This is a genomic window from Dechloromonas denitrificans, from assembly GCF_020510685.1.
Classification (GTDB): domain Bacteria; phylum Pseudomonadota; class Gammaproteobacteria; order Burkholderiales; family Rhodocyclaceae; genus Azonexus; species Azonexus denitrificans_A.
Genome location: NZ_CP075185.1, coordinates 3,786,107 through 3,812,046 on the forward strand (window position 1 = coordinate 3,786,107; position 25,940 = coordinate 3,812,046).

Consider the following 25,940-nt stretch of genomic DNA (forward strand, 5'->3'; position numbering starts at 1 on the left):
AACGTGGAACCCGTACTACCGTTGCTCCGCTGTATACGTTATTACAATCGGCTGGTGTTCAAACCGCCTCCATCGCCTGATTTGCCCCTGCTTTTGGCGAAACGTGCCCCATTGGTCAATAGCGGCACCAACAAGTTCGTCTATTTATTCCTATAGAATACCCAACACGACTCTTGGTCAACAAACATGGATACGAGCAGCTCCACCAGCTGGATAGTCGAATCAGGCCAAGAGGATCGGCACCGCCCTCTGCTGGAGGATTTGGTGATGGCATGGGCGCGGGATCGCACCACTGGAGAGCCGCGCTACATAGGCGAACTGAAGGCCCACCAGACGGGCGCTGCGTGCAACTGTGAGTGTTATAGCTGCGGGCTGCCCTTGCAGGCAGTGAATGCCGGAAATCCGAATTACAAGCGCCGCCCATCATTTCGGCACCCAGCTGGTGCGGCCAAGGATGAATGCCTGATCCTGTCGGCTCGGGTCGCTGCGCTGGAAATGCTGCAACGTGAAGGCAATCTCCGATTGCCCGTGCGGCGAATCGAAGGAGCCGTTCAGGGTTTGTCAGGGCAGTACCACAATGCATGGGCCGTTGCTCCCGCTGAAACAGTGCGTGTCGCTCGTTTCGAGTTTCGGGACAAGACCGCCGCAGTTATCACGCTCGACGACGGCCGAATCTTCCGGCTCGTGCTGGAGGGGTCGATTGCTGCCCAGCAACATGACTTTGGCGCGACCTCGCTGATCCCGACCATCGTAATGGCCATCGACGATCCAGCCCTTGCGGGGATGCCACCAGACGAACTGCGCAAGCGGATCACGATAATCTCCGAGCATGCCCTGTGGTGCTCGCACTGGAATGATAAGGCGCTGGCCAAGGAAGCCGAAGACAAAGCGGTTGATGAGGCCAGGCAAGCATTGGACTGGGGCGCAGCCGACCGGGAGACATTGCTGCACCTGATCGCCAAGCAGATTCTGGAAGAAGAGAAGCGGATTCGATTGCCTGACCTGACCAGTATGGCACGCACTACGCTGCAGGATGGCGAATCTTTGACGGCCAGCAAGAGCTATCTTGGCGCAATGGTTCAACTGGACGACGTGGTGCTGGAGAAAGGCATAGGCCGCACCCGCCCCGACGTGATCGCCCAGATGCGGGAATCCTTTCCATGGGAGGCAGGGCCGATCCTGATTGAAGTGACGGTCACGAACGCGATCACTGAAGAACGGATGCAGCGGATTCGGCAGAACAATTTGCCGACGCTGGAGATCGACATTCGCCAGTTGGGCGGCAAGGTATCTCGCGGCGAATATGCCCGACTCGTGGTGGATGAAGTTGCGGGGAAACGCTGGCTCTATCATCCCGCCGAGGTGTTGTTACGCCAGCGAGCGACAGTCACGCTTACCCAACTGGCCTCCGAGCGTAATCGGGAGATCGAGCAACGCCGGGAGCAAGAAGCCGAGCAGGCAAAGTTCCGGAAAATCCCGGAGAGCCTGCAACGCATTATTCCTCCGCCGTCTGAGCGCACAGCGGCCGGCAGCTATCCGCGCAAGCCGAACACACATGACTGGAAGCACGGCCCGGTTTCAACGGCCAACAACGCCCAGTGGCGGTCCTGTGGCTGTACCCAGTGGGAAGATGTGCTGCACTACGGTGAGAATGGCCGTGCCGAGCGTCAACCGGTCGCTATCGCGCTTCGGATGTGCTCCGAGCGCTATAGTTATTCGGTCGGCTTGCTGCGGGGCATCTGGTTGTCGGCTGGCCTAATCCAATAGTTCGACGTTGCTACTGAATAAGCAGGACGGCTCTCAAGTAAATAGACCAACAACACGATTTGTCGTTGATCTCTACATTTGCTGGTCGCTTTGAGTTGAGCCGAGACCGCCGTTATGCCAAAAGGGGGAATTCAACTTGTACAATAGCTGGACAGTCTGGGTGCAGGGAAAAGTGGCGACCAACTTAGACATTGGGCGCCTGATAGTGGACGACGAATGCTTCGTTTCTGCGAATACAAAGCTCTGCGATTTCGCCAATTCAGCCTGCCTATCCTCGGAATCCTTGGCCAGGCGTTATTTAGAGGCACTCCTCCCCGTCCTGAAAAAACGCTATGGGGACGGTATCCGTCTCTTCGTGTTCGACCGTGGACCGCAGGGACGCCCGGAATTCGACGACCTCTTGGTCACGGCTCGCATTGAGCAGGGGGTTTTCGCTCCCAACCGTAGACCGAAGGTGCTTCCCTGACGAATCTAACCCACTCAAGCGCCTAAAGCAGAATGGTCGGCGGTCATCACCTTTCCGACTAACTATTTCTGGCCAGAGCGGAAGATTTGAAGCCTTACCAATATTCCGATAACCGACTTTATTTACTCATGTAAGTGAAAAAGGCTCCTTGCGGAGCCTTTCGGATTTTTAAAGTACTGAGAATTTTTTAAACAATTCTGAGAACCTACAACGCACAAGGCCGGACCCCGTTCCGGCCTTTTTCTTTGTACAATCCGCGGCGATTCCACTCGGAGCAAGCCATGAGTCTCGAAAATCTTTCCCCCGGCCTCAAGGCCGCCGTTCTGGCCGAAGCCCTGCCCTACATCAAGCGTTTCCACGGCAAGACCATCGTCGTCAAATATGGCGGCAATGCGATGACCGAGGAACATCTGAAGCAGTGTTTTGCTCGCGATGTGGTGATGCTCAAGCTGGTCGGCTTCAACATTGTCGTCGTGCATGGCGGCGGTCCGCAGATTGAAAGCCTGCTCGCACGGGTCGGCAAGAAGGGCGAATTCATCCAGGGGATGCGCGTTACCGACGCCGAGACCATGGACCTCGTCGAAATGGTCCTCGGCGGCCAGGTCAACAAGGAAATCGTCAACCTGATCAACCAGCACGGCGGCAAGGCCGTCGGCCTGACCGGCAAGGACGGCAGTTTCATCCGCGCCAAGAAACTGATGCTGGAAAACAAGGACATTCCGGGCGACCTGATCGACGTCGGCCAGGTCGGCGACATCACCCAGATTGACCCGTCGCTGATCGCCCTGCTCGATAGCGGCGCCTTCATCCCGGTCATTGCGCCGATCGGGGTCGGCAAGGATGGCGAGACCTATAACATCAACGCCGACGTCGTGGCCGGCAAGATCGCCGAAGTGCTCAAGGCTGAAAAGCTGGTACTGCTGACCAACACGCCGGGTGTGCTCGACAAGGCCGGCAACCTGATCAGCGGCATTACTCCCAAGCAGATCGATGAAATGGTCGACGATGGCACCCTCTCCGGCGGCATGCTGCCGAAGATCGGCTCGGCACTCGATGCCGCCCGCAATGGCGTCAAGGGCGTGCATATCATCGATGGCCGCGTCGAACACGCGCTGCTGCTGGAAATCCTCACCGACCACGGGGTCGGTACGATGATCAAGTCGCACTGATGGGGGCATCGGATCGCGTCTGGTTGTTCGATCTGGACAACACGCTGCATGACGCGAGTCCGCACATCTTTCCTCACATCAACCGCTCGATGCGCGAATACATCGAGCGGCATCTCGGCGTCGACGAGGACGAGGCCAACCGCATTCGCCAGGGCTACTGGCACCGTTACGGCGCCACGCTACTCGGTCTGATGCGCCACCATGGCACCGATCCGGCCCATTTCCTCAAGGAAACCCACCAGTTCCCCGACCTGCGCCGCATGGTCATTTTTCCGCGCCAGACCCTGCATACGCTGCGTCGCCTGCCGGGGCGCAAGATCATGTTCTCCAACGCCCCCCGCCACTACATGGAAGGCGTACTGGAAATTACCGGCCTGTGGCGCTGCTTCGACGCGATTTACTCGGTCGAAAGCACTCGTTTCCGCCCGAAACCGATGGCTTCCGGATACCGCGCCCTGCTCCAGGCGGAGCGTCTCGACCCCCGGCGCTGCATCATGGTTGAGGACAGCCTGATCAACCTGATTACCGCCAAGAAACTCGGCATGAAGACCGTGTGGGTAAGTACTGGCTCACAGGGCTCGCCCTATGTTGACGTCAAGGTTGGCTCGGTGCTGCAACTACCGGCGCGTTGCGGTCGACTATAATTTCCCGACACAAAGCCAATAATCAAGAGGGGGCAATCATGGCGACCAAACCGGGCGAGCGGCGCCTGCAAATCCTGCAGACACTGGCCAGCATGCTGGAGACCCCGAAAGGCGAAAAGATCACGACGGCAGCCCTGGCCGGGCAGCTCGACTGCTCGGAAGCCGCTCTCTATCGCCACTTTGCCAGCAAGGCCCAGATGTACGACGGGCTGATCGAGTTCATTGAGCAAAGCCTGTTTGGGGTCATCAACCAGATCACCAGCGATGAAAACGAGGGCCTCAAGCAAGTCGAGCAAATCGTCGCCTTGCTGCTCCGCTTTGCCCAAAAAAACCGGGGAATGACCCGGGTCTTGATTGGCGATGCGCTGGTCAATGAAAACGAGCGCTTGCAGGCACGCATCAATGCCCTGCTCGACAAGGTTGAAGCCGCACTCAAGCAATCCTTGCGCATCGCTGCGACCCAGGAAAACCTGAAAGCCGACGCCGACTTCGGTGCCCTCGCCAACCTGCTGCGCTGCTATGCCGTTGGCCGCTGGGAACAATATGCCCGTAGCGGGTTCAGCCGCGAACCATTGGCCCAATGGCCGCAACAATGGACCATGCTGTATTTCGCCTGCTTGTCGCAGTCCGGCACACCGGGCAGCGACTGAAAAACAAAGGGCGGCCATGGCCGCCCTCGTCGTAAGTCCCTGCTGCCGAGCCAATCAGCGCTTCAGATACTCCGCCGCATCCAGCGCAAAGTAGGTCAGAATGCCATCCGCCCCGGCCCGCTTGAAGGCCAGCAGGCTTTCCAGCACGCAGGCCTCTTCGTTCAGCCAGCCGTTGAGGAAGGCCGCCTTCAACATCGCGTACTCGCCGCTGACCTGGTAAACGTAGGTCGGTACTTTGAACTCGTCCTTCACGCGGCGGATGATATCGAGATAAGGCATGCCCGGCTTGACCATCACCATGTCGGCCCCCTCTTCCAGATCGAGAGCGACTTCCTTCAGCGCCTCATCGGAGTTGCCGGGATCCATCTGATAAGAGTATTTGTTGCTCTTGCCAAGATTGGCGGCGGAGCCGACGGCATCGCGGAAGGGGCCGTAGAAGGCCGAGGCGTACTTGGCGGAATAAGCCAGGATGCGGGTATGGATAAAGCCGGCCGCATCGAGTCCACCGCGAATCCGACCAATCCGCCCATCCATCATGTCCGACGGGGCAACCACATCGACCCCGGCCGCAGCATGGCAAAGCGCCTGTTTGACCAGCACCTCGACCGTTTCGTCGTTCAGCACGTAACCGGTTTCGTCGATCAGGCCATCCTGGCCATGAATGGTATAAGGATCAAGCGCGCCATCGGTAATCACACCGAGTTCGGGAAACTCGCGCTTGAGCGCCTTGATCACGCGCGGCACCAGTCCGGCATCGTTGAAGGCCTCTTCCGCTCCGAGCGACTTCTGCGCCGGATCGATCACCGGAAATAGCGCCAGCGCGGGAATACCCAGCTTGACAGCCCGTTCGGCCGTCTTCAGCAGGACATCCAGCGACTGCCGCTCGACGCCCGGCATCGAAGCAACTTTCTCGATTCGCCCTTCGCCTTCGAGAACAAAAACGGGATAAATGAAGTCATCAACCGTCAAGGCCGACTCCCGCATCAGACGACGGGAGAAATCATCGCGCCGCATCCGGCGCATGCGTGTTGCGGGAAAACGTCCGGTAGAACTCATGCTTCAACCTCAATCAATTCGACAGAAAAATTATCAACCAGCGAGGAACTTTGCACATTGACCAGCGTCAGAGATTGCAGATGGCACGCGCTATCTCCCGCTTCACCTCCCTGAGCGGGTGCCTTGACTACGTCAGGGCATTTTGGCCCCCGGACCCCCCTTATCCGGGGGCCCTTTATTTTCCAGCGCCTTTCTTTCCATACCCAGCCAACCGGCGAGCACGACCTCCGCTTCTTCGACACCGGTCTTTTTCAGGCTGGAGAACAGTTGAACGGAGTAAAGATCAGCATCGCCCCAGGTAGCCAGCTCTGCCGTGACAGACCGTAGCACCTTGGTCTGCTCCTGACGACTCAGCTTGTCGGCCTTGGATAGCAAAATATGAATGGGCCTCCCGAGGGGCCGGAACCAGTCGATCAGACGCAGATCGAGATCGGTGAGCGGGCGGCGAATATCCATGATTACGACCAACCCGGCCAACTGCTCCCGGTTGCTCAGGTAAGGACCGATCAGACCTTCCCATTGCGAACGGATCGCTTCCGGTGCTTTGGCATAGCCATAACCGGGCAGATCGACAAAGTATTTGCCCTCGCTCAGGGTGAAGTAATTCAGGTGCTGTGTACGCCCCGGCGTCTTGCTGACATAGGCCAGCCGAACCCGGCCGGCCAGCGTATTGATTGCGGAAGATTTACCCGCATTGGAACGGCCGGCGAAAGCAACTTCACAGACGGAATCCATTGGTAAATCACGAAGATTGGCGACGGTTGTAAGGAAAACCGCCTGCTGGAACAGAGGCATAAAAAACCTTGAAGACCCGCCAAGGGGCGGTGAACTGATATAGAATAGCAGGTTTGTAACCTCCGTTCCGGCCAAAGCGCCCACAAACGCGTACAAGGAGCTCGAAAATGATTCGTACCGCGGCAATGGCAATCCTACTTGCCACCAGTTTCATCGCTCATGCATCCGAAGCAGCCAAGGGCAAGGCTGATCCTGCCAAGGGCAAAGTCATCGCCGAAACCGTCTGTGTCGCCTGTCATGGCGCCGACGGCAATAGCGCCGTATCCGCCAACCCGATTCTGGCTGGTCAGGTTCCGGAATACCTCGCCAAGCAGTTGCACAACTTCAAGTCGGTCGACGGCAAGCCCGCCGTCCGCAACAATGCCATCATGGCCGGCATGGCTGCCGCCGTACCTGATGAAGAAATTGCCAACGTTGCCGCCTGGTTTGCCAGCCAGAAACAGAAGCCGGCGACCGCCAAGGATGAAAAGCTGATCGCGCTTGGCCAGAAAATCTGGCGCCAGGGCGACTTCAAGAAGGGCGTCCCCGCCTGCGCCGGCTGCCACGGCCCGGCCGGTGCCGGCCTGCCCGCCCAGTACCCGCGTCTGGCTGGTCAGTTCCCGGAATATACGGAAGCCCAGCTGAAGGCATTCCGCGCCGAAGAACGCAGCAACGATCCGGAAAAAATGATGCGCACCATCGCCGGCAAACTCTCCGATGCCGAAATAAAAGCGGTTGCCGATTACGCGGCAGGCCTGCGCTAATCAAGGCCAAAAGGACAAAGGCAGCTGCGGCTGCCTTTTTTGTTTCTGAAGACTTGGCAGCCCGGATTCACGGGGATAGACTGCCCGAACAACAATTCGATCCAACGGAGGAGTCTTACGATGAAAACGCTAAAGCAGATGCTGGCCGACAAACACCGGCCGCTCGCAGTAGTCGCTCCCAGTGACTCTGTTTTTCATGCCCTGAACATCATGGCTCAGCACGACGTCGGCGCCTTGCTCGTGCTTGAGGGCGAACAACTCGTTGGCATTTTTTCGGAACGTGACTACGCCCGCAAGATCATCCTGCAAGGCAAGACGTCGAAGGAGACCCTGGTTCGCGACATCATGAGCGAGCGCGTCGCCTACGTCACCCCAGGCACGACGCTCGACGAATGCATGGCATTGATGACGGAAAAGCGCTTCCGTCACCTGCCGGTACTCAATGAAGATGGTAGCGTTGTCGGCATCATCTCGATTGGCGACCTGGTCAAGGAAACGATCAGCACGCAACAATTCCTGATTACCGAACTGGAACGCTACATTACCGGCTGAGATGGACACTACCGACGCTCGCATTCATTTCCGCATCCTTGAAGACATCGCCCGCGACCTGTCGGGCGATGTTAACTTTCCGACGTGCATGGATGCCGCCATTCTGGTCCGAAACACCCTCAAGGATCCGTCCGCCAGCCTGGAACGTGTCGTTCAGGTGGTTGGCGTCGAACCGCTGATCTCGAGCAAGTTGCTGCGCCTGGCCAACTCGGTCGTCTTCAATCCATCGGGCACAGCCATCACCGAACTCTCGGGAGCGATCAGCCGCCTGGGTTTCGAAGCCGTCCGCACCACCTCTCTGGCGGTAACCATGGACCAGATGATGAAATCGCGCAACCTCGCTGCCTACGACGGCATCGCCCGTCGGGCCTGGGAACACTCGATACGGGTCGCGGCGATTGCCCGCGTACTGGCCCGACGCCTGGGCCGCATCAATCCCGATGAAGCGATGCTGAGCGGCCTGGTCCACAACATCGGAATTTTCTACCTGCTGTACCGGGCGGCCGAATACCCGGAATACCGCGACAACGAACCGGCGATGCTCGAACTGCTGCGGGGATGGCACGAGAGCATCGGCGAGAGCCTGCTGCACATCCTCGGCCTTCCCGCCAGCATCGTCGACGCCGTGCGCGAACATGGCCGGCTAAAAAATATCCAGACGCCGTGCAGCGTTCGCGATGTCCTGTATTTTGCCAATCTGCTGGCCGGCGGCCCCCAGGACTGGCTGGCTTACGATCTGGCCCCGGAAGAGCTGGCGCTGATGAATGCCGACCGCGAACGTTATGCCGATCTGCTCAGCGAGGCCGAGGAAGACGTGCGTGAGTTGCACGCCGCCCTGACCGTTTGAGCAATCAGCAACTCGCCTGGCTCAAGGCGGCACTCTTTCTGGTTTGCCTGCTCCCGCTGACCCGCCTGCTATGGGCGGCCGGAACGGGCGATTTCGGCAACGATCCGGTAGCCTTTGTGCAGCGCTGGACCGGCTCCTGGACATTCAATCTGCTGCTACTGACGCTATGCATTACACCGCTGCGCGTGATCACCCGACTGCACTGGTTGCTGCGCCTGCGTCGCATGCTTGGCCTGTTCTGCTTTTTCTACGCGACGCTGCATTTTTTATCCTTCATCGGCTTCGATCATCGCTTTGTGATCGACGACATCGCCAAGGATATTTTCAAGCGGCCTTTCGTCACGGTCGGCTTTGCCGCCTTCCTGCTCCTCGCATCGCTCGCCGCCACCTCCAACAACTGGGCCATTCGCAAGCTGGGCGGCCGCCAATGGCAGGAATGGCACCGCAATATCTATCTGGCGGGAATTCTGGCGGCCATCCATTACCTCTGGCTAAGCAAGCCTGAAGCGCTGCTCTGGCCGGTTGCCTATGCGCTTGCCCTGGGCATTCTGCTGGGCTGGCGCATTCGCGAGCGTCGGCGTAAGGCCATTCCGGTACCGCGTTTCCCGGACGCCAAGCCGATCAAGTTCTTCAAGCAGAAACCGGACTGACTACTTTTTCTGGGTCAGGTCGAAGCGGACGATAGCCCGCCCGTCAGCCGTCTGCTTGGCTTCTGCCTTCCACGCGTGACCATAGACCACCTCGAAAGTCGCCGGCAACTTGTCGGCGCGGCGCATCCCTTCATAGGCCGCCCGCGCCGCTGTCAGCGCGCCACGTCCGGTCAGCCCGTGGCGCCGGGCCTTCATGGCGCACCCTGAACCGGCGGCCCGCAATTCGGCGAACATGGCATCGAGATCGTCATAGGTCAGCGTGATCACTTCCATATCCATCACCGGATCGGCAAAGCCGCAACCGACCAGCATGTCGCCAAGGTCGTGCATGTCGATGAAGCGCTGGGTATGGGCGTAGCCATCGGCAAAGGCCGTCCGCAGCTCCTTCAGCGAATCCGGGCCGAGAGTCGAGAACATCAGCAGACCACCGACGTCGAGCACGCGATGCGCCTCGGCCAGGGCGGGTAGCGGATCGTCCAACCAGTGCAGCAGCAGATTCGACCAGACCAGTGAAGTCGACCTCGATTTCAGGGGCAGCTTGGCGGCATCGGCCGCCAGCCTTTGCGGCCCCGACTTCTTGCCAAAGCCCAGCCAGCGCTGCCAGCCTTGCGGCTGGGTCCGACCGGCGTCAAGCATGGCCGGCGAAACATCGAGCCCGAGCAATTGCGCCGCCGGATAGCGCGCCGCCAGTCCGGGAAAACTGGCACCCAGGCTGCACCCAAGATCAAGGATGCGATTTGGCGCAATGTTGACGAAATCCAGCCGCTCCTGCATCCGGCGGTCCACTTCGCGGGCAAAAAAATCGGCCTCGCCGTAACGCGCCGCGACTTTTGAGAAGCGTCGACCGACCTGCGGCCGGTCGACAAACCCAGCGCTCAAACTGCCTTGACGCCCAGACGGGCAAACAGTTGATCATCATGATCGACATCCGGATTGCCGGTAGTCAGCAGATGATCGCCATAGAACATTGAATTGGCGCCGGCCAGGAAACACAAGGCCTGCAACTCGTCGCTCATTTCCTGACGGCCGGCCGACAAGCGAACCCAGGAGGTCGGCATGGTGATGCGGGCGGCGGCAATGGTGCGGACGAACTCGAAAGGGTCGAGACGCGGATTGTTCGCCATCGGCGTACCGGGGATCGGCACCAGGTTGTTGATCGGCACGGACTCCGGCGGCTGGGGCAGATTGGCCAGCTGGACGATCAGCCCGGCGCGGTTCTTGCGCGACTCGCCCATGCCGATAATGCCGCCGGAACAGACGTTGATACCGGCATCGCGCACTTGGTCCAGCGTATCGAGGCGGTCATCGTGGGTATGGGTCTTGATGACCTGACCGTAGAATTCCTTGTCGGTATCCAGGTTGTGATTGTAGTAATCGAGACCGGCATCCTTGAGCTTTTCGGCCTGGCCTTCGCCGAGCATGCCGAGCGTCACGCAAGTCTGCATGCCGAGCGCCTTGACTTCGCGCACCATGTCGAGCACCCGGTCGAGATCGCCGTCCTTCGGGCCTTTCCAGGCGGCGCCCATGCAGAATCGGGAAGCGCCTTTTTCCTTGGCCACTTTCGCTGCGGCAACCACTTCGGCCAACGGCATCAGGCGTTCCCGCTCGGTGTCCGTATCGTAGCGGGCCGACTGCGAACAATAGCTGCAATCTTCGGAACAACCACCGGTCTTGACCGAAAGCAGCGTCGAGCGTTGAATGGCGTTCGGATCGAAATTTTCGCGATGCACGCCCTGAGCGCGCCAGATCAGATCCATCAGGGGCATTTCGTAGAGGGCGAGAACCTCGCCGACCGTCCAGCGGTGGGTGGGTGCAGTCTGCGAAACGGCAGGAACGGCGGCGAGAGTGCTAGCTTGCATGAGAGGCCTTGCTTGAAAGATTCAATGGAAATCGGACGCGGAACGCATCGGTAATTATGGATTATCGAAGACGCCCGGAACCCTGTCAATTTTACCCCAGCGCCTTATGTATCGGCTGAAGTCGCTCGTCAGCCGCTGGCTGAACGATGCCTTTCCCGGGAGTTGCTTGCTCTGTGGCAGCGACAGCCCCGACGCTCTGCTGTGCCCAGCGTGCGCAGCCGACCTGCCCGCACCACCAAGCGCTTGCTGCCCGCAATGTGCCGAACAAACCACGCATGGCGAACGCTGCGGTGCCTGCCTGACGGATCCGCCACACTTCGATCAGACGCTGGCCGCCTTTCACTACGACTTCCCGGTCGACCGAATCATTCAGGCGCTGAAATACGGCCATCAACTGGCCGTGGCAAAATGGCTGGGGTATCGGTTGGCGGCGCTGATCAAACCCGGAGAACAACTGATCGTGCCCCTGCCGCTACACCCTGAACGTCTGCGTGAACGCGGTTTCAACCAGTCGATGGAAATTGCCCGGGGGGTGGGAAAGCAGCTTAATCTGCCGGTCGATCATTGCAGCCTCTTCCGTAACCGGCCAACCCCGCGACAAGCCGACCTGCCGCTCAAGGAGCGCCGCAAGAATGTCCGTGGCGCCTTCGAATGCACGGCAGACATGACCGGGAAAAACGTTCTGTTGATCGACGACGTGATGACCAGCGGGGCGACGCTCAACGAATGCGCGCGGGTGCTCAAGCTGCATGGCGCCGCGCACGTCACGGCGGTCGTTGCCGCCCGCGCACTGAAGCATTAAACCGTGTTCTAATCCGCCACCCCAGCCATTCAGAGCAAGCAACGTGTTCGCCGTCGTCCTCTATCAGCCTGAAATTCCGCCCAACACGGGCAACATCATTCGCCTGTGCGCCAACACCGGCGCCGAACTGCACCTGGTTGAGCCGCTCGGTTTCGACATTACCGACAAGGGCTTGCGCCGGGCCGGGCTGGATTACCACGAGTACACCCGCGTCGTTCGTCACGCAGATTGGGCTGCCTGCAAAGTCGCCCTGGCCGGGCGGCGCCTGTTTGCCATGACGACCAAGGGCCAGGCCAGCCCGTTTACGACGACGCTGCAGGCAGATGATGTTTTCGTCTTCGGCCGGGAAACCAGCGGTCTGCCGCCGAAAGTGCTGGCTGAATTCAGCCCCGAGCAACGTCTGCGCCTGCCCATGCAGGCCGGTCAGCGCAGCCTGAACCTATCGAATGCCGCGGCCGTCACGGTCTTTGAAGCCTGGCGTCAAGCCGGCTTCACCGGCTCGCTCTAGGCGATCTCTTCTTTCGGGTCGCGCGCCATCAACTGCTCCAAAGCCTGGGCAGCGGTCAGGCGACCATCAAGCACCGCGGCGACTGCCGCACTGATCGGCATGTCGACGGCCAGTTTGCGCGCCAGCTGATCGACCTCGCGGGCCGTATAGACGCCTTCGGCAACGTGACCGAGTTCTTCGAGAATCTGCGGCAGCAACTTGTTTTCCGCCAGCGCCAGGCCGACCCGCCGATTGCGCGACAGATCGCCGGTGCACGTCAGGATCAGGTCGCCCATCCCCGCCAGCCCCATGAAGGTTTCGCGCTGGGCGCCCAGCGCCAGGCCAAGCCGGGCAATTTCCGCCAGACCGCGGGTCATCAGGGCCGCCCGGGAATTGAGACCAAGGCCGAGACCATCGCAGGCCCCGGTGGCTATTGCCAAGACATTCTTCACCGCCCCGCCGACCTCGACGCCGACCAGATCGTCATTGGCATAGATCCGCAAACGCGTCGTGTGCAACTGACGCGCCGCTTCGCGGGCAAAAACCGGATTGTTGGCGGCCAGGGCAACCGCCGTCGGCTGGCCGGCCGCCACTTCTTCGGCAAAGCTCGGCCCGGACAGCGCGCCGCAGATCACCTGCGGGCCGAGGACTTCGGTAACCACCTGATGCGGCAGCTTGCCCGTCCCGGCTTCAAAGCCCTTGCACACCCAAAGCAGGGGCAGCGTGACATCGAGCGCTTTCAGATGCTCGACGGTCGGGCGCAAGCCGGCGATCGGGGTGGCGATGACCAGCAATTCCGCCCCGCTCACTGCCGCCGCAAAATCGGTCGATATCTCGACCGCATCCGGCAATCGGTGGCCGGGGAAAAAACGACGGTTTTCCCGGGTTTCACGCAAGTCGAGCGCCACATCGGTTTGGCGCGACCACAGCGTCACCTGGTGTTTGCCGGCAAAGGCGATGGACAGCGCCGTACCCCAGGCACCGGCGCCAAGCAAAGTAACTTTCATAGACCCCAGACCTGCGTCGAACGAATGTAGCCGACCGCACCGTCGCGGTGACGGACCTTGGCCCAACCGGGCGATGCCGCCTCAAGAAAATCGACCGCGACCCATTTATCGAGTTGCGCCAGAACCGGCGCTTCCGGCTTGTCGGTTTGGCGGATTTCGCCCTGCGCGGCGGTAACGACCAGCGTCCGACGTTCGGCGAGATAGCGCGCCTCGATCCAGGCCAGCGTACCTTCAGCGTCACGGACCTTGAGCCAGCCGTCGAGGCGGACAACCACCTCAACCGGCGTCTGCGCCTTGATCAGATAGAGCTTCTTGCCCTTCTGCGATGGCGCGTCGTAGAGAATGGCGGCCGGAACATCGACCGAACGGTAGTCAATGGCCAGCGCCGCACCAGCGGCACCGATCAGCGACAGGGCAAGCAGAGTCCGGCGCCACATCGTCATGATTTACTGAATGGTCGTATCGGCAGGAGCCGGAGCCTGTGCTTGCAGACGCTGCATGTACATGGCTTCGAAATTGACCGGCTGCAGCACGATGGGCTGGAAGCCAGCCCGGGTAACGGCATCGGAAACGGTTTCGCGGGCATACGGGAACAGAATGTTCGGGCAGGCAACGGCGATCAGCGGCTCGATCTGGTCTTCCGGCACATTCTGGATGCGGAAGATACCGGCTTGTCCGACTTCGACCAGGAACACGGTCTTTTCGCCCATCTTGGCGGTCACGGTAACCGTCAGCACGACTTCGAAAACGCCTTCGCCAACCCCACGACCACCGGTATTGAGCTGGATCTCGACTTGCGGCGCTTCGCGCTCGAGAAAAATTTCCGGAGCATTCGGCACTTCGACCGACAAATCCTTGACGTAGAGCTTTTCAATACCGAAGACCGGCTGTTCGTTTTGTTCCATGGTTTTCTTTCAGAGAGTTAAACGGATTCAGACGTTGCCGTCGAGCAGCGCTTTCAATTCGCCGGCCGCGTCAAGCGCATATAGATCGTCACAGCCACCGACATGGGTGTCGCCAATGAAGATTTGCGGCACTGTACGCCGCTTAGTTTTCTGCATCATTTCATCGCGTCGCTCCGGATCGAGATCGACCCGGACTTCCTCGATCGCCGTCACGCCACGTGCGGCAAGCAACTGTTTGGCGCGAATGCAGAAAGGGCAGACGGCCGTGGTGTACATCAATACCGGTGCGCTCATTTGTTCCGCGTTCCCTTTTTGACCGGATAACCGGCGCCAACCCAGGCATCGACGCCGCCGGCCAGGTTGTACAGCTTGCTGAAACCCTGTTTCTTCAATTCAATGCCGGCCTTGCCGGAGCGCATGCCCGAGGCACAACAAAGAAGAATCGGCTTGTCCTTGAATTTTTCCAGTTCGGCGATACGGTCAGCCAGTTTGCTGGCCGGAATGTTCTTAGCCTCGGGCAGATGGCCGCTAGCAAATTCATCCACTTCGCGCACATCGACGATGTGCGCATCTTCCCGGTTGATCAGCAAAGTCGCCTCGCCCGGCGTCAGGCCGTTGCCGGCCGGCCGCGCGAACAACGGCCAGAGCAGACCGAGGCCGCTGATTACGGCAATCGAAACAAGCAGGATATTCTGGTTGATAAAGTCCATCGGCATTGATCAGGCCTCCACGCCACAAAAAACTTCGCGCATCATGCTGACGAGCTGCAGGGTGCGCTGGTCGCCCACCCGATAAAAAACACGATTGGCATCCTTGCGCGTGAGCAGTACGCCCTTTTCGCGAAGGATGGCCAAATGCTGGGAAATATTGCTTTGCGAGGTACCGACGGCATCGACGATATCCTGCACACAGGCTTCCTGGTCACCAAGCACGCAAAGGATCTTCAGGCGCAACGGATGCGCGATAGCCTTGAGGGCGCGGGCAGCCAGTTCGATGTGCTCCTGCTTGTCGATCAGGCTGAAGGGTGGCGTTTCCAAGATAAAACCTCAATATCGGTGAATGGATCATTATAAAATAAGGCCTTGCGTTTCGCCGACCTTAATCTATCTCAAACCGTCATGGCTCACCAAAAAGAACGCTCCGCAGCCCCCGGAAAATTGGGGCGGGGCCGGGAGCCCGGCCGGCATCGGTTCAACAGGTTTCAGACGGCGGCACTGATTGCCGCCTTTTTCATTGGCAGCGGCGCCGCCGAGGCCAAGCCGCAGGCGACCCAGAAAGCGGTCGCCGCGACGCCCGAGATCGCCGAGAAACAGGCTGACCTCGGCGAATTGCGCGGCCGGATTGAAACCCTGCGCAAGGATCTCAACACCAGCGAGGAGAACCGGGCCGACGCCGCCGACCGCCTGCGCGAATCCGAACGTCAGATTTCCCGCCTGCAGCGCGAACTCCATGACTTCTCCGAGCAGCGGGGAAAGTTGCAGCAAACACTGCAAAACCTCGAACAGCAATCCCGCGAACTGAGCGGCACCCTCGGTCAGCAACAGAAACAGCTGGAAAAGCTGCTCTACAAGCAATATCTGCGCGGCACACCGGATTCGCTCCAACTGCTGCTCAACGGCGACGATCCGAACCAGATGGCGCGCGATCTGCACTATCTCTCGGCAATCGCCGCAACGCGCGCCGAGCTGATGGGCGAAATCAACACGACCCTCGCCAAAAAGAAGGCACTGGCCAACGACGCCAAGGAACGCAACGCCGAACTGGCCGAGGTCGAAGCCGAACAACAGAAACGCCACGCTGAACTGCAAAAACAACGAAATGAGCGGCAGGCCTTGTTCGCCGAGATATCCAGCAAGGTCAATGCCCAGCGCAAGGAAATTGGCACTCTGCAACAGAACGAAAAGCGGATGACCCAGCTGATCGATCGCTTGTCGAGAATTCTCGCCGTCCAAGCGGCCCAAGCTGCCCGCGCAGCCGAGGCGGCGAAGGCTGCAGAAGCGGCACGACTGGCCGAAGCGGCCCGGCGCGCCGCCAAGCCGCGCCCCGCCCCCGAGGAAAAACAAGCCGCCCGGCCAACCCCACCGGACAGCGAACCGCGACAGACCAAACCTGTCGAATCCGAAAATCGCTACGAACCGGTCGCCAGCGATGGCAGTTTTGCCCGCCAAAAAGGCAACCTGCGACTACCGGTCCGCGGCGCCGTATCGGGTCGTTTCGGCTCGCCGCGCGATGGCGGCGGTACCTGGCGCGGCCTGTTCATCAAGGCCGGTGCTGGCAGCGAGGTCAAGGCTGTGGCCAGCGGCCGGGTCGTATTTGCCGAATGGATGCGGGGGTTTGGTAACTTGCTGATCGTCGATCACGGCAATGCCTATTTGACGATCTACGGCAACAACGATTCACTGCTCAAGCAGGTCGGGCAGGCAGTAAAAGGCGGGGAAACGGTAGCCACTGTTGGCAATAGCGGGGGCAATCCGGATTCCGGTTTATACTTTGAGCTCCGCCACCAGGGGCAACCGATCGACCCGATGAAATGGTCCAGTTTGAAATGAGCAAAACGAAAACTATCAGCTTGGCATTAGGCGGCTTCGTCGCCGGCGCACTCATCAGCCTGCACATCCCGGCCCTGGCCGACAAGGATGTCAAACCCGGGTTGCCGATCGACGAGCTGCGCACCTTTGCCGAGGTCTACAGCGCCATCAAACAGGGCTATGTCGAGCCGGTCGAAGACAAGAAGATGATCACCAATGCCATCTCCGGCATGTTGTCCAATCTCGATCCTCACTCCGCCTACCTCGACGTCGATGCCTTCAAGGACCTGCAGGTTGGCACGCAGGGCGAGTTCGGCGGCCTGGGTATCGAAGTCGGCATGGAGGACGGTCTGGTCAAGGTCGTCTCGCCGATCGAGGACACCCCGGCCTACCGCGCCGGCGTCAAGGCCGGCGACCTGATCTTCAAGCTGGATGAAACGCCGGTCAAGGGCCTGACCCTGAACGATGCCGTCAAAAAGATGCGCGGCAAGCCGAAGACCCCGATCAAGCTGACCATCCTGCGCAAGGGCGAAGCCAAGCCGCTGGAAATCACGCTGATCCGCGAAGTGATCAAGGTGCAGAGCGTCAAGTCGAAGCTCATCGAACCCGGCTACGGCTGGATTCGGGTCACCCAGTTCCAGGACAACACCGTCGCCGAACTGGCCAAGCACCTCAACACCCTGTACAAGGACGGCAATCTGAACGGCCTCGTGCTCGACCTGCGTAACGATCCGGGCGGCCTGCTCAACGGCGCGATCGGTGTCTCGGCGGCGTTCCTGCCACCGGAGGTCAAGGTCGTCTCAACCGACGGACGCACCGAAGATGCCAAGCAGGAATTCCTTGCCCGGCCGCGCGATTACCTGCGCGGCACCCGCGAAGACCCATTGCGGACGCTTCCGGTCGACGTCAAGAAAGTGCCGATGGTCGTGCTGGTCAATAGCGGCTCGGCTTCGGCGTCGGAAATCGTCGCCGGTGCGCTGCAGGACTACAAGCGCGCGGTCATCATGGGGACGCAGACTTTCGGCAAGGGTTCCGTGCAGTCGGTCCTCCCGCTGCCCGGCAATACGGCGATCAAGCTGACCACGGCACGTTACTACACGCCGGACGGCCGCTCAATCCAGGCCAAGGGCATCGTCCCCGACATCGTCGTCGAAGAAACGGCCAATGGCAGCGGCGGCGCCAACTTTGCCCGCATTCGCGAGGCCGATCTCGATCGCCACCTGATCAACGACCGCGAAAAGGATGCCGCGAAAGATCCCGCCAAACCCGAGCCGAAACCGGACCTCAAGCCGCAGTCCAAGACACCGGCCAAGCCCGGCAAGGACAAGAATGGCAAGGACGAAGCCGAGGATGACATGCCGCAGCGCCTCGAATACGCCACCAAGGGGGACTACCAGTTCCAGCAGGCGGTCAACCTTCTCAAGGGTCTGCAGATCATGCAGAACAAGACCAAGAACTAATACACCTCAAGGGAGGAGTGATGAGTTCGAGCGACCTCAAGAAGCACCGCGAAATACTGTTCTCCAAGTTCCCCCCCGGCCAGGTGCCGGAGGCGGCGGACGATCTGCAACGCCTGGAGGAAGTCGAGGTCGCGCCGAAGATCGACAAGCGCGCCGTGGCGGTCGACTACGAACTCCAGCAACACACGCTGCAGGAGCTTGAAGCGCATCTTGAGGACAAGGGTTACCACCTCGACAACACGCTGCTGAGCAAGCTGACCAGAGCGCTGATCCACTACGTCGAGGACACCCAACTGCACAACCTCGGCGCCCCGGAAAAACTGCTCAAGAGTTCCTCGCAGGAGGCCTACGTCAAAGCCTGGGAACACCGCCCGCATGGCGACCATGACGATACGCCGCCGGAGTGGCGCGAATATAAGTGACCGACGAGCAGCTTCTCAGGTATAGCCGCCACATCCTGCTCGACGCGCTGGGCATTGAAGGCCAGAAGCGCATCCTTGGCACACACGCCCTGATTATCGGGGCCGGCGGCCTGGGCTCACCAGCAGCGCTTTATCTGGCCTCGGCCGGTGTTGGCAAGATCACGCTGGTTGATGACGACACCGTCGACTTCACCAATCTGCAACGGCAAATCCTTCACACCCAGGCACGCGTCGGCTTGGCCAAGGCAGTTTCCGGCAAACAGGCGCTTGCCGCGATCAATCCGGATATTGAGGTCGTTCCGCTGCAGCAACGACTTTCCGGCGAGGCGCTCGACACGCTGGTCGCCTGCGTCGACCTCGTGCTCGATTGCTCGGACAATTTCGCGACGCGGCACGCCATCAACCGCGCCTGCGTACACCACAAGAAACCGCTGGTATCCGGCGCCGCCATCCGTTTTGACGGCCAGATCAGCGTCTACGACCTGCGCCGCGACAATTCACCGTGCTATCACTGCCTATTCCCCGAAGGTGACGAGGTCGAGGAAGTGCGCTGTGCGGTGATGGGGGTTTTCGCGCCGCTGACTGGCATTGTCGGCAGCATGCAGGCCGCCGAAGCATTGAAACTGGCGGCGGGCATCGGCGAATCGCTGACCGGCCGGCTGCTGCTGCTCGATGCACTGACGATGGAATGGCGCACCGTCCGATTCAAGAAGGACGCCGGCTGTGCGGTTTGCGGCCCTAACGGAAGCGGGCGAGCAGGCGAATATCTTCGCCAATCTGGCGCAGATCGCGAACCTGCAACAGGCGCTTGCCGGCTAGCGTAGTCAGTTCCGGCAAATTGAACAGGCCGCTGGCCTGATGGCCGATCAGGCAGGGCGCCAGATAGAGCAGCAGTTCATCGACCAGCCCCTCGCGCAGCAATGAGCCGTTCAGTTTGAAGCCGGACTCGGCATGCACTTCGTTGACGCCACGCCGGCCGAGCTCCTCGAGCAGATCCTTGAGATCGACCTTGCCGGCAGCATTCGGCAGAATCAGCACCTCGGCGCCGGCCGAGCGCAACAACGCCTCTTTTTCGGCATTTTCCATCGCCCCGGCAATCAGTACCGGCCCACCCTGCAGGATGCGGGCGGTCAGCGGCGTCTCCAGCCGGCTATCGACCACCACCCGCAAGGGCTGACGAGTCGTTGCAACATCGCGCACACTGAGTTGCGGATCATCGTCGCGCACCGTACCGATACCGGTCAGGATGGCGCACGCCCGGGCCCGCCAGCGATGGCCGTCACGCCGCGCCTCCGGCCCGGTAATCCACTGGCTGACACCATTATTCAAGGCCGTCTTGCCATCCAGGCTGGCCGCGGCTTTCAGGCGTAGCCACGGACGCCCACGGGTCATCCGCGCAACAAAGCCGATATTCAGTTCGCGCGCTTCGTCTTCCAGCAGGCCGCAAGCGGTCTCGATGCCGGCCGCTTGCAGCAGAGCCAACCCCTGGCCCGCAACCAAAGGATTGGGATCGCTCATCGCTGCCACAACACGGGTAACGCCAGCAGCGATCAGGGCTTCGGCGCAGGGCGGCGTGCGACCGTGATGACTGCACGGTTCCAGCGTCACATAGGCCGTCGCGCCGCGCGCCTTGTCGCCGGCTGCGCGCAGCGCATGGACTTCGGCATGCGGCTCGCCAGCCTTCTCGTGCCAGCCTTCGCCGACGATTTCGCCGGCCCGGACGAGGACGCAACCGACGCGAGGATTAGGCGAGGTCGTCCACAAAGCACGCTCGGCCAGTTGTAGGGCGTGCGCCATCATGCCGTGGTCGACGGCGGTAAAACTCATTTTTTCTTGGCGGCGGGGGAGACTTCGCGGATGGCCCGGGAAAAGGCATCGACGTCTTCGAAGTTGCGATAGACCGAGGCGAAGCGGATGTAGGCCACCTTGTCGAGCTTCTTTAGCTCGCGCATCACCAGTTCGCCTAGTTGCTGCGTCGTGACTTCGCGCTCACCGGCCGACAGCAGCATTTCCTCGATGTCGGCCACTGCCGCATCGACCGACTCGATCGAGACGGGCCGCTTGCGCAGCGCCAGTTCAAGACTGGCGCGCAATTTGCCGCGACTGAACTCGGCACGCAGGCCATTCTTCTTGACCACCTGCGGCAGCTGGATCTCAGCCCGCTCGTAGGTGGTGAAGCGCTTGTCGCAGGCATTGCACTTTCTGCGGCGACGGACAACGTCGGCCTCGTCGTTCAGACGGGTATCGGCTACCGCCGTGTCTTCAGCACCGCAGAAAGGGCATTTCACGGGCCTTTAGGCTCCGTAGACCGGGAACTTCTTGCACAGCGCCGCAACCTTGGCGCGCACGGCGGCGGCCACGGCTTCGTCGTTCGGCGCTTCCAGCACGTCGGCCACCAGATGGGCGACCGTTTCCGCCTCGATCTCGGTGAACCCGCGGGTCGTCATGGCAGGCGAACCGATACGGATGCCGGAGGTGACGAACGGCTTCTGCGGATCATTCGGGATGCCGTTCTTGTTGACCGTGATGTGGGCGCGACCGAGGGCAGCTTCGGCTTCCTTGCCGGTGATGTTCTTGGCGCGCAGGTCGACCAGGAACACATGGCTTTCGGTGCGGCCGGAGACGATGCGCAGACCGCGCTCCTCACCCAGCACGCGGGCCATGACGCGGGCGTTGGCGATGACCTGTTCCTGATAGTTGCGGAACTCCGGCGTCGCGGCTTCCTTGAAGGCGACGGCCTTGGCGGCGATCACGTGCTCCAGCGGACCGCCTTGCAGACCGGGGAAGATGGCGGAATTGAGTGCCTTTTCGTGCTCGGCCTTCATCAGGATGACGCCACCGCGCGGGCCGCGCAGGGTCTTGTGGGTGGTCGAGGTGACGACGTCGGCGAAGGGTACCGGGTTCGGGTAGAAACCGGCGGCGATCAGGCCGGCGTAGTGGGCCATGTCGACCCAGAAAATGGCGCCGACTTCCTTGGCGATCTTGGCAAAGCGTTCCCAGTCGATGCGCAGGGAGTAGGCGGAGGCACCGGCCACGATGATCTTCGGCTTGTGCTCGCGGGCCAGCGCTTCCATCTTGTCGTAGTCGATCTCTTCCTTCTCGTTCAGGCCATATGAGACGACGTTGAACCACTTGCCGGACATGTTGAGCGCCATGCCATGGGTCAGGTGACCGCCTTCGGCCAGGCTCATGCCCATGATGGTGTCGCCCGGCTTGGCGAAGGCCATCAGTACGGCCTGGTTGGCCTGCGAACCGGAATTCGGCTGGACGTTCGCGGCATCGGCGCCGAACAGCTTCTTCAGGCGGTCGATGGCGATCTGCTCAGCCACGTCGACGTATTCGCAACCGCCGTAGTAGCGCTTGCCCGGATAGCCTTCGGCGTACTTGTTGGTGAGCTGGGAGCCTTGGGCTTCCATGACGGCCTTGCTGACGTAGTTTTCGGACGCGATCAGTTCGATGTGATCTTCCTGACGCTGGACTTCGTCCTGCATGGCTTGCCAGAGTTCGGGGTCAACTTTTGCCAGGGTGTCTTTCGCGGAAAACATGGGGAATGCCTCAAGCCATTGAAAAGGGCGGAAATTTTATCACGAAGGGAGTTCATCAAGGGCGCCGGCTTCCAGATGCCCGGTTTCCCCCCAGCTTTCAAGGGTCCAGCGGCCGTCGGCCATCGAAATCCAGTTGATGCCGGCGTTCGGGATCAGGAAATCACGCAGCGTTTCCAGACTATTGCCCCGCACGAAGCGGTTGATGATATCGAGCACGCCGCCATGCAAAACGACTACCACGTTCTGCCCCGGATGCGCCGCGGCAATTTCCTGCAACTTGCCGGTAACCCGGGCAAACATCGCTTTCAGGCTCTCGCCGTTTTCGAAGTCATAGTCGGCGTTGCGCCCTTCGAATGCGGCATAGCCGTCGGGATGACTGGCCTTCGCCTCATCGTAGGTCAAGCCTTCGAAAACACCGTAGCGCCGCTCGCGCATTTCGGGCACCGGGCGCGGCGTCAGGGCCAGCGCGACGCCGATGGCTAGGGCCGTCGTCCAGGCACGCTTCAGGTCGCTGCTGTAGAGCGCTGCGATGCCCGCGCCTTTCAGCCAGCGGCCGGCCGCTTCGGCCTGCTTCAGGCCGGTTTCGTTGAGCCCGATGTCGATCTGCCCCTGAATGCGGCGCGCCGCGTTCCACTCGGTTTCGCCATGGCGCACCAGGCAGATGCGCGTCGGGCGGGTTGTAGGGATTTCCACCATGGTCGACCTATCACCTTCGCTGTAAATTTCGCCAATTGGGACTTTTCATCAATCCCGGCCACTTCTAGAAGCCGGGGATTTTATCAACCGAGGAGGACTTTTCGTGACCCTACTGCTCAAGCTCTCGCAGCTGATCGACTGGCTCAACGAGCGCGTCGCCAGGGGCGCCTTCTGGCTGGTGCTGGTGATGACCATCATCTGCGCCGGCAACGCCAGTTATCGTTTCGTTTTGAATGACAGTTCGAACGGCCTGCTGGAAATCCAGTGGTATCTGTTCGCTGCGGTATTCCTGCTGTGCTCGCCATACACGCTGCAAAAGAACGAGCACGTCCGGATCGACGTGCTGGCCGGCAAGCTGTCGCCGCGCGGCCTGGCGGTAATCGACATCATCGGCAGCCTGTTCTTCCTGCTACCGATGGTCATCACCGTCCTTTGGCTATCCCTGCCGCTGGTCGCCGAGTCGTACAAGATCAGTGAAATGTCTTCCAACGCCGGCGGCCTGATCCGCTGGCCGGTCAAGATCCTGCTGCCGATCGGCTTCACGCTGCTCGCCCTGCAAGGCATTTCCGAACTGATCAAACGCATCGCCTTCCTGGCCGGGATGATCGACGATCCGAACCATAAGGAAAGAGGCCCGACGCCCGAAGAAGAACTGGCCGCGGCAATCGCCGCCGCCAAAGCCAAGGAGGCCAAATAATGGAATGGATCATCGGCAACATGGCGCCGCTGATGTTCGGCGCCCTCGTTCTCTTCCTGCTCTTCGGCTACCCGGTGGCCTTCGCCCTGGCCGCCAACGGCATCGTCTTCGGCCTGCTCGGCATCGAACTCGGCCTGCTCCAGCCGGCGCTGTTCCAGGCCCTGCCCGAGCGCATCTTCGGCATCATGGCCAACGACACGCTGCTCGCCATCCCCTTCTTCACTTTCATGGGGCTGATACTTGAGCGATCGGGCATGGCCGAAGATCTGCTCGACACGATCGGCCAGCTGTTCGGCCCGATCCGTGGCGGCCTGGCTTTCGCCGTCATTTTCGTCGGCGCGCTGCTCGCTGCAACGACCGGCGTGGTCGCCGCCTCGGTGATCTCGATGGGCCTGATCTCGCTGCCCATCATGTTGCGCTACGGCTACGACAAACGGCTGGCCGCCGGCGTCATTGCCGCCTCCGGCACGCTGGCCCAGATCATCCCGCCGTCGCTGGTGCTGATCATCATGGCCGACCAGCTCGGTAAATCGGTCGGCGACATGTACGAAGGGGCGATGATTCCCGGCCTGGTTCTGACCGGCCTCTATGTCGGCTATGTCGTGCTGCTCACCATCATCAAACCGGCCGCCGCACCGGCCCTGCCGCCCGAAGCGCGGACGCTGCGCGGCCTCAAACTGGCACTGCGTGTCGTCACCACGATGGTGCCGCCGCTGCTGCTGATCTTCCTGGTCCTCGGCACGATCTTCCTCGGCATCGCGACGCCGACCGAAGGCGGCGCCATGGGCGCGGCCGGCGCGCTGCTTCTGGCAGTGGCCCGCAAACGCCTGAGTTTCAAGCTGCTCAAGCAGGCCATGGAAACCACCGGCAAGCTGTCTTCCTTCGTAATCTTCATTCTCGTTGGCTCGACGGTCTTCGGCCTGGTCTTCCGGGCAGTCAATGGCGACCTGTGGGTCGAGCACCTGCTGCTCGGCCTGCCCGGCGGCCAGGTCGGCTTCCTGATCGTGGTCAACATCCTGGTCTTCGTCCTCGCCTTCTTCCTCGATTTCTTCGAACTGTCCTTCATCATCGTGCCGCTGCTCGCACCGGTGGCGGACAAACTGGGCATCGACCTGGTCTGGTTCGGCGTGCTGCTCGCGGTCAACATGCAGACCTCGTTCATGCACCCACCCTTCGGCTTCGCGCTGTTCTACCTGCGCTCTGTCGCCCCGGCCTCGGTCAAGACGACGGATATCTACTGGGGGGCGATACCCTTTGTCGGCATCCAGATCATCATGGTCGCGCTGATCATCATCTTCCCCGGCATCGTCAGCTATGGCGACGAAGCCCAGCAGGAAGCCCAGCGCCTGGAGCGCGCCGGCGAGGCACCGCCGGCAATCGATCTGGACACTTTGATGAAGGCGCCCGAGGAAGCGGAGCAGAAGGAAGCGACGCAAGCCGAAGAAGACCAGTCGGCCGCCAACCTCTTGAAGGATCTGCAGAGCGAGAGCAAATAGAAGGAGCGCAGCTCTTTCACAAAGGGGTGGACTGCGGTCCGCCCTTTTTTATTTCCGCACAGGATAAACAGCAAACCTCCGTGAATAGCCGTTTGCTATCCACCCCATCACGACAAACGATTAGACTAAGCAGCAACCAGGCCGCATCATTACCTGGCACTTTGATCAACCCGAGAAAGGGAGCGCATCATGGACATTGGAATCAACAAGAAAGACCGCGAACAGATCGCCGATGGCTTGTCCCACCTGCTGGCGGACTCTTACACCCTGTACCTGAAAACACACAACTTCCACTGGAACGTCACCGGCCCGATGTTCAACACGCTGCATGTGATGTTCATGGACCAGTACACCGAGCTGTGGAATTCACTGGACCTGATCGCCGAGCGCATCCGCGCCCTCGGCTTCCCCGCCCCCGGCACCTACCGCGAATTCGTCAAGCTCACCGTCATCAAGGAAAGCGAAGGCGTGCCCAGCGCGACCGAGATGATCAAGCAACTGGTGTCAGGACAGGAAGCCGTCATCAAGACGGCGCGCGGCATTTTCGCAGTGGTCAACAAGGCCAGCGACGAGCCGACCGCCGACCTGCTGACCCAGCGCCTGCAGATTCACGAAAAAAACGCCTGGATGCTGCGCAGCCTGCTGGAAAGCTGAAAGCTGATCAGCAGACAATAAAAAAACCCGCGAAATCGCGGGT

Annotated in this window: 31 protein-coding genes; 17 read left to right on the forward strand and 14 right to left on the reverse strand. The window is 60.6% G+C overall.

Annotated elements, in window-relative coordinates; all coding sequences use genetic code 11:
- Positions 1-186: 186 nt before the first annotated feature.
- The 4 genes from KI611_RS18110 (at position 187) to slmA (ending at position 4,696) form a co-directional block, all read left to right on the forward strand.
- Positions 187-1,767: a hypothetical protein gene (locus tag KI611_RS18110; protein WP_226417044.1), complete on the forward strand. Its 1,581-nt coding sequence runs from the start codon at positions 187-189 to the stop codon at positions 1,765-1,767.
- A 747-nt stretch (positions 1,768-2,514) separates the two neighbouring features.
- Positions 2,515-3,402: an acetylglutamate kinase gene (gene argB, locus KI611_RS18115; RefSeq protein WP_226417045.1), complete on the forward strand. Its 888-nt coding sequence runs from the start codon at positions 2,515-2,517 to the stop codon at positions 3,400-3,402.
- Complete coding sequence (locus tag KI611_RS18120; protein ID WP_226417046.1) at positions 3,402-4,046, forward strand: pyrimidine 5'-nucleotidase; 645 nt, start codon at positions 3,402-3,404, stop codon at positions 4,044-4,046. Before argB ends, KI611_RS18120 begins: the two co-directional genes overlap by 1 nt.
- A 38-nt stretch (positions 4,047-4,084) precedes the next feature.
- The gene (slmA, locus tag KI611_RS18125; RefSeq protein WP_226417047.1) at positions 4,085-4,696 is read left to right on the forward strand and encodes a nucleoid occlusion factor SlmA; all 612 of its coding nucleotides are present in this window, start codon (positions 4,085-4,087) and stop codon (positions 4,694-4,696) included.
- A gap of 54 nt (positions 4,697-4,750) precedes the next feature.
- On the opposite strand, the gene hemB is transcribed toward slmA, so the two are convergent.
- Complete coding sequence (gene hemB, locus KI611_RS18130; RefSeq protein ID WP_226417048.1) at positions 4,751-5,752, reverse strand: porphobilinogen synthase; 1,002 nt, start codon at positions 5,750-5,752, stop codon at positions 4,751-4,753.
- 132 nt (positions 5,753-5,884) lie between these two features.
- Complete coding sequence (gene yihA, locus KI611_RS18135) at positions 5,885-6,547, reverse strand: ribosome biogenesis GTP-binding protein YihA/YsxC (protein ID WP_226417049.1); 663 nt, start codon at positions 6,545-6,547, stop codon at positions 5,885-5,887.
- Positions 6,548-6,654: 107 nt separating this feature from the next.
- Between yihA and KI611_RS18140 the strand changes: the two genes are divergently transcribed.
- The 4 genes from KI611_RS18140 to KI611_RS18155 all read left to right on the forward strand — a co-directional run bounded on the left by KI611_RS18140 (position 6,655) and on the right by KI611_RS18155 (position 9,339).
- Complete coding sequence (locus KI611_RS18140; protein ID WP_226417050.1) at positions 6,655-7,290, forward strand: c-type cytochrome; 636 nt, start codon at positions 6,655-6,657, stop codon at positions 7,288-7,290.
- Positions 7,291-7,410: 120 nt separating this feature from the next.
- Complete coding sequence (locus KI611_RS18145; protein ID WP_226417051.1) at positions 7,411-7,842, forward strand: CBS domain-containing protein; 432 nt, start codon at positions 7,411-7,413, stop codon at positions 7,840-7,842.
- Position 7,843: 1 nt separating this feature from the next.
- Positions 7,844-8,689, forward strand: a complete 846-nt coding sequence (locus KI611_RS18150; RefSeq protein WP_226417052.1) for an HDOD domain-containing protein — start codon at positions 7,844-7,846, stop codon at positions 8,687-8,689.
- Complete coding sequence (locus KI611_RS18155; RefSeq protein WP_226417053.1) at positions 8,686-9,339, forward strand: sulfite oxidase heme-binding subunit YedZ; 654 nt, start codon at positions 8,686-8,688, stop codon at positions 9,337-9,339. Before KI611_RS18150 ends, KI611_RS18155 begins: the two co-directional genes overlap by 4 nt.
- Here the strand turns inward: KI611_RS18155 and KI611_RS18160 are convergent, their stop codons facing one another.
- Positions 9,340-10,218 carry a methyltransferase domain-containing protein gene (locus KI611_RS18160; protein ID WP_226417054.1) on the reverse strand — a complete coding sequence of 293 codons (879 nt, stop codon included), beginning with the start codon at positions 10,216-10,218 and terminating at the stop codon, positions 9,340-9,342.
- Positions 10,215-11,198 (reverse strand): biotin synthase BioB, encoded by a 984-nt coding sequence (bioB, locus tag KI611_RS18165; RefSeq protein WP_226417055.1) that lies wholly within the window; start codon positions 11,196-11,198, stop codon positions 10,215-10,217. Before bioB ends, KI611_RS18160 begins: the two co-directional genes overlap by 4 nt.
- Before the next feature lie 106 nt (positions 11,199-11,304).
- Here bioB and KI611_RS18170 point away from each other — a divergent pair, with 106 nt between their 5' ends.
- Both KI611_RS18170 and KI611_RS18175 read left to right on the forward strand, forming a co-directional pair.
- On the forward strand, positions 11,305-12,000 hold the full coding sequence (locus KI611_RS18170) for a ComF family protein (protein ID WP_226417056.1): 696 nt from the start codon (positions 11,305-11,307) through the stop codon (positions 11,998-12,000).
- Positions 12,001-12,043: 43 nt separating this feature from the next.
- The gene (locus KI611_RS18175; RefSeq protein ID WP_226417057.1) at positions 12,044-12,508 is read left to right on the forward strand and encodes a tRNA (cytidine(34)-2'-O)-methyltransferase; all 465 of its coding nucleotides are present in this window, start codon (positions 12,044-12,046) and stop codon (positions 12,506-12,508) included.
- On the opposite strand, the gene KI611_RS18180 is transcribed toward KI611_RS18175, so the two are convergent.
- From KI611_RS18180 to KI611_RS18205, 6 genes are read right to left on the reverse strand one after another with little or no spacing between them, the layout of a single operon-like run.
- The gene (locus KI611_RS18180) at positions 12,505-13,494 is read right to left on the reverse strand and encodes an NAD(P)H-dependent glycerol-3-phosphate dehydrogenase (protein ID WP_226417058.1); all 990 of its coding nucleotides are present in this window, start codon (positions 13,492-13,494) and stop codon (positions 12,505-12,507) included. The two genes, KI611_RS18175 and KI611_RS18180, sit on opposite strands and share 4 nt — an antisense overlap.
- A complete protein-coding gene (locus tag KI611_RS18185) occupies positions 13,491-13,937 on the reverse strand; it encodes an SH3 domain-containing protein (RefSeq protein WP_226417059.1) in 447 nt (148 codons plus the stop codon). The genes KI611_RS18180 and KI611_RS18185 overlap by 4 nt, the downstream gene beginning before the upstream one ends.
- Before the next feature lie 3 nt (positions 13,938-13,940).
- The gene (secB, locus tag KI611_RS18190) at positions 13,941-14,399 is read right to left on the reverse strand and encodes a protein-export chaperone SecB (protein ID WP_226417060.1); all 459 of its coding nucleotides are present in this window, start codon (positions 14,397-14,399) and stop codon (positions 13,941-13,943) included.
- A 27-nt stretch (positions 14,400-14,426) separates the two neighbouring features.
- A complete protein-coding gene (gene grxC / locus KI611_RS18195) occupies positions 14,427-14,693 on the reverse strand; it encodes a glutaredoxin 3 (RefSeq protein WP_226417061.1) in 267 nt (88 codons plus the stop codon).
- Entirely contained in the window at positions 14,690-15,115 is a 426-nt protein-coding gene (locus KI611_RS18200; protein ID WP_226417062.1) for a rhodanese-like domain-containing protein, read from the reverse strand. Before KI611_RS18200 ends, grxC begins: the two co-directional genes overlap by 4 nt.
- Positions 15,116-15,118: 3 nt before the next feature.
- On the reverse strand, positions 15,119-15,436 hold the full coding sequence (locus KI611_RS18205) for an ArsR/SmtB family transcription factor (protein ID WP_226417063.1): 318 nt from the start codon (positions 15,434-15,436) through the stop codon (positions 15,119-15,121).
- Between the two features lie 81 nt (positions 15,437-15,517).
- Between KI611_RS18205 and KI611_RS18210 the strand changes: the two genes are divergently transcribed.
- Genes KI611_RS18210 through KI611_RS18225 form a run of 4 tightly spaced genes read left to right on the forward strand, consistent with a single transcriptional unit; the run spans position 15,518 to position 19,633 of the window.
- Complete coding sequence (locus KI611_RS18210) at positions 15,518-16,948, forward strand: murein hydrolase activator EnvC family protein (RefSeq protein WP_226417064.1); 1,431 nt, start codon at positions 15,518-15,520, stop codon at positions 16,946-16,948.
- Entirely contained in the window at positions 16,945-18,387 is a 1,443-nt protein-coding gene (locus KI611_RS18215) for a S41 family peptidase (protein WP_226417065.1), read from the forward strand. The genes KI611_RS18210 and KI611_RS18215 overlap by 4 nt, the downstream gene beginning before the upstream one ends.
- Positions 18,388-18,407: 20 nt before the next feature.
- On the forward strand, positions 18,408-18,809 hold the full coding sequence (locus KI611_RS18220) for a hypothetical protein (RefSeq protein ID WP_226417066.1): 402 nt from the start codon (positions 18,408-18,410) through the stop codon (positions 18,807-18,809).
- A complete protein-coding gene (locus KI611_RS18225; RefSeq protein WP_226417067.1) occupies positions 18,806-19,633 on the forward strand; it encodes a HesA/MoeB/ThiF family protein in 828 nt (275 codons plus the stop codon). Before KI611_RS18220 ends, KI611_RS18225 begins: the two co-directional genes overlap by 4 nt.
- On the opposite strand, the gene ribD is transcribed toward KI611_RS18225, so the two are convergent.
- From ribD to KI611_RS18245, 4 genes are read right to left on the reverse strand one after another with little or no spacing between them, the layout of a single operon-like run.
- Positions 19,548-20,636, reverse strand: coding sequence for a bifunctional diaminohydroxyphosphoribosylaminopyrimidine deaminase/5-amino-6-(5-phosphoribosylamino)uracil reductase RibD (ribD, locus tag KI611_RS18230; RefSeq protein WP_226417068.1), 1,089 nt, complete (start codon positions 20,634-20,636; stop codon positions 19,548-19,550). The two genes, KI611_RS18225 and ribD, sit on opposite strands and share 86 nt — an antisense overlap.
- Positions 20,633-21,097 carry a transcriptional regulator NrdR gene (nrdR, locus tag KI611_RS18235; RefSeq protein ID WP_226417069.1) on the reverse strand — a complete coding sequence of 155 codons (465 nt, stop codon included), beginning with the start codon at positions 21,095-21,097 and terminating at the stop codon, positions 20,633-20,635. The genes ribD and nrdR overlap by 4 nt, the downstream gene beginning before the upstream one ends.
- Positions 21,098-21,103: 6 nt before the next feature.
- Positions 21,104-22,354, reverse strand: a complete 1,251-nt coding sequence (glyA, locus tag KI611_RS18240; protein WP_226417070.1) for a serine hydroxymethyltransferase — start codon at positions 22,352-22,354, stop codon at positions 21,104-21,106.
- A gap of 39 nt (positions 22,355-22,393) precedes the next feature.
- Positions 22,394-23,050 (reverse strand): histidine phosphatase family protein, encoded by a 657-nt coding sequence (locus KI611_RS18245; RefSeq protein ID WP_226417071.1) that lies wholly within the window; start codon positions 23,048-23,050, stop codon positions 22,394-22,396.
- A gap of 103 nt (positions 23,051-23,153) precedes the next feature.
- On the opposite strand from KI611_RS18245, the gene KI611_RS18250 reads away from it, so the two are divergent.
- The 3 genes from KI611_RS18250 to KI611_RS18260 all read left to right on the forward strand — a co-directional run bounded on the left by KI611_RS18250 (position 23,154) and on the right by KI611_RS18260 (position 25,897).
- The gene (locus KI611_RS18250) at positions 23,154-23,747 is read left to right on the forward strand and encodes a TRAP transporter small permease subunit (RefSeq protein ID WP_226417072.1); all 594 of its coding nucleotides are present in this window, start codon (positions 23,154-23,156) and stop codon (positions 23,745-23,747) included.
- Positions 23,744-25,243 (forward strand): TRAP transporter large permease, encoded by a 1,500-nt coding sequence (locus KI611_RS18255; protein WP_226419945.1) that lies wholly within the window; start codon positions 23,744-23,746, stop codon positions 25,241-25,243. The genes KI611_RS18250 and KI611_RS18255 overlap by 4 nt, the downstream gene beginning before the upstream one ends.
- Before the next feature lie 189 nt (positions 25,244-25,432).
- Positions 25,433-25,897: a Dps family protein gene (locus tag KI611_RS18260; RefSeq protein ID WP_226417073.1), complete on the forward strand. Its 465-nt coding sequence runs from the start codon at positions 25,433-25,435 to the stop codon at positions 25,895-25,897.
- The last annotated feature ends 43 nt before the right edge of the window (positions 25,898-25,940 follow it).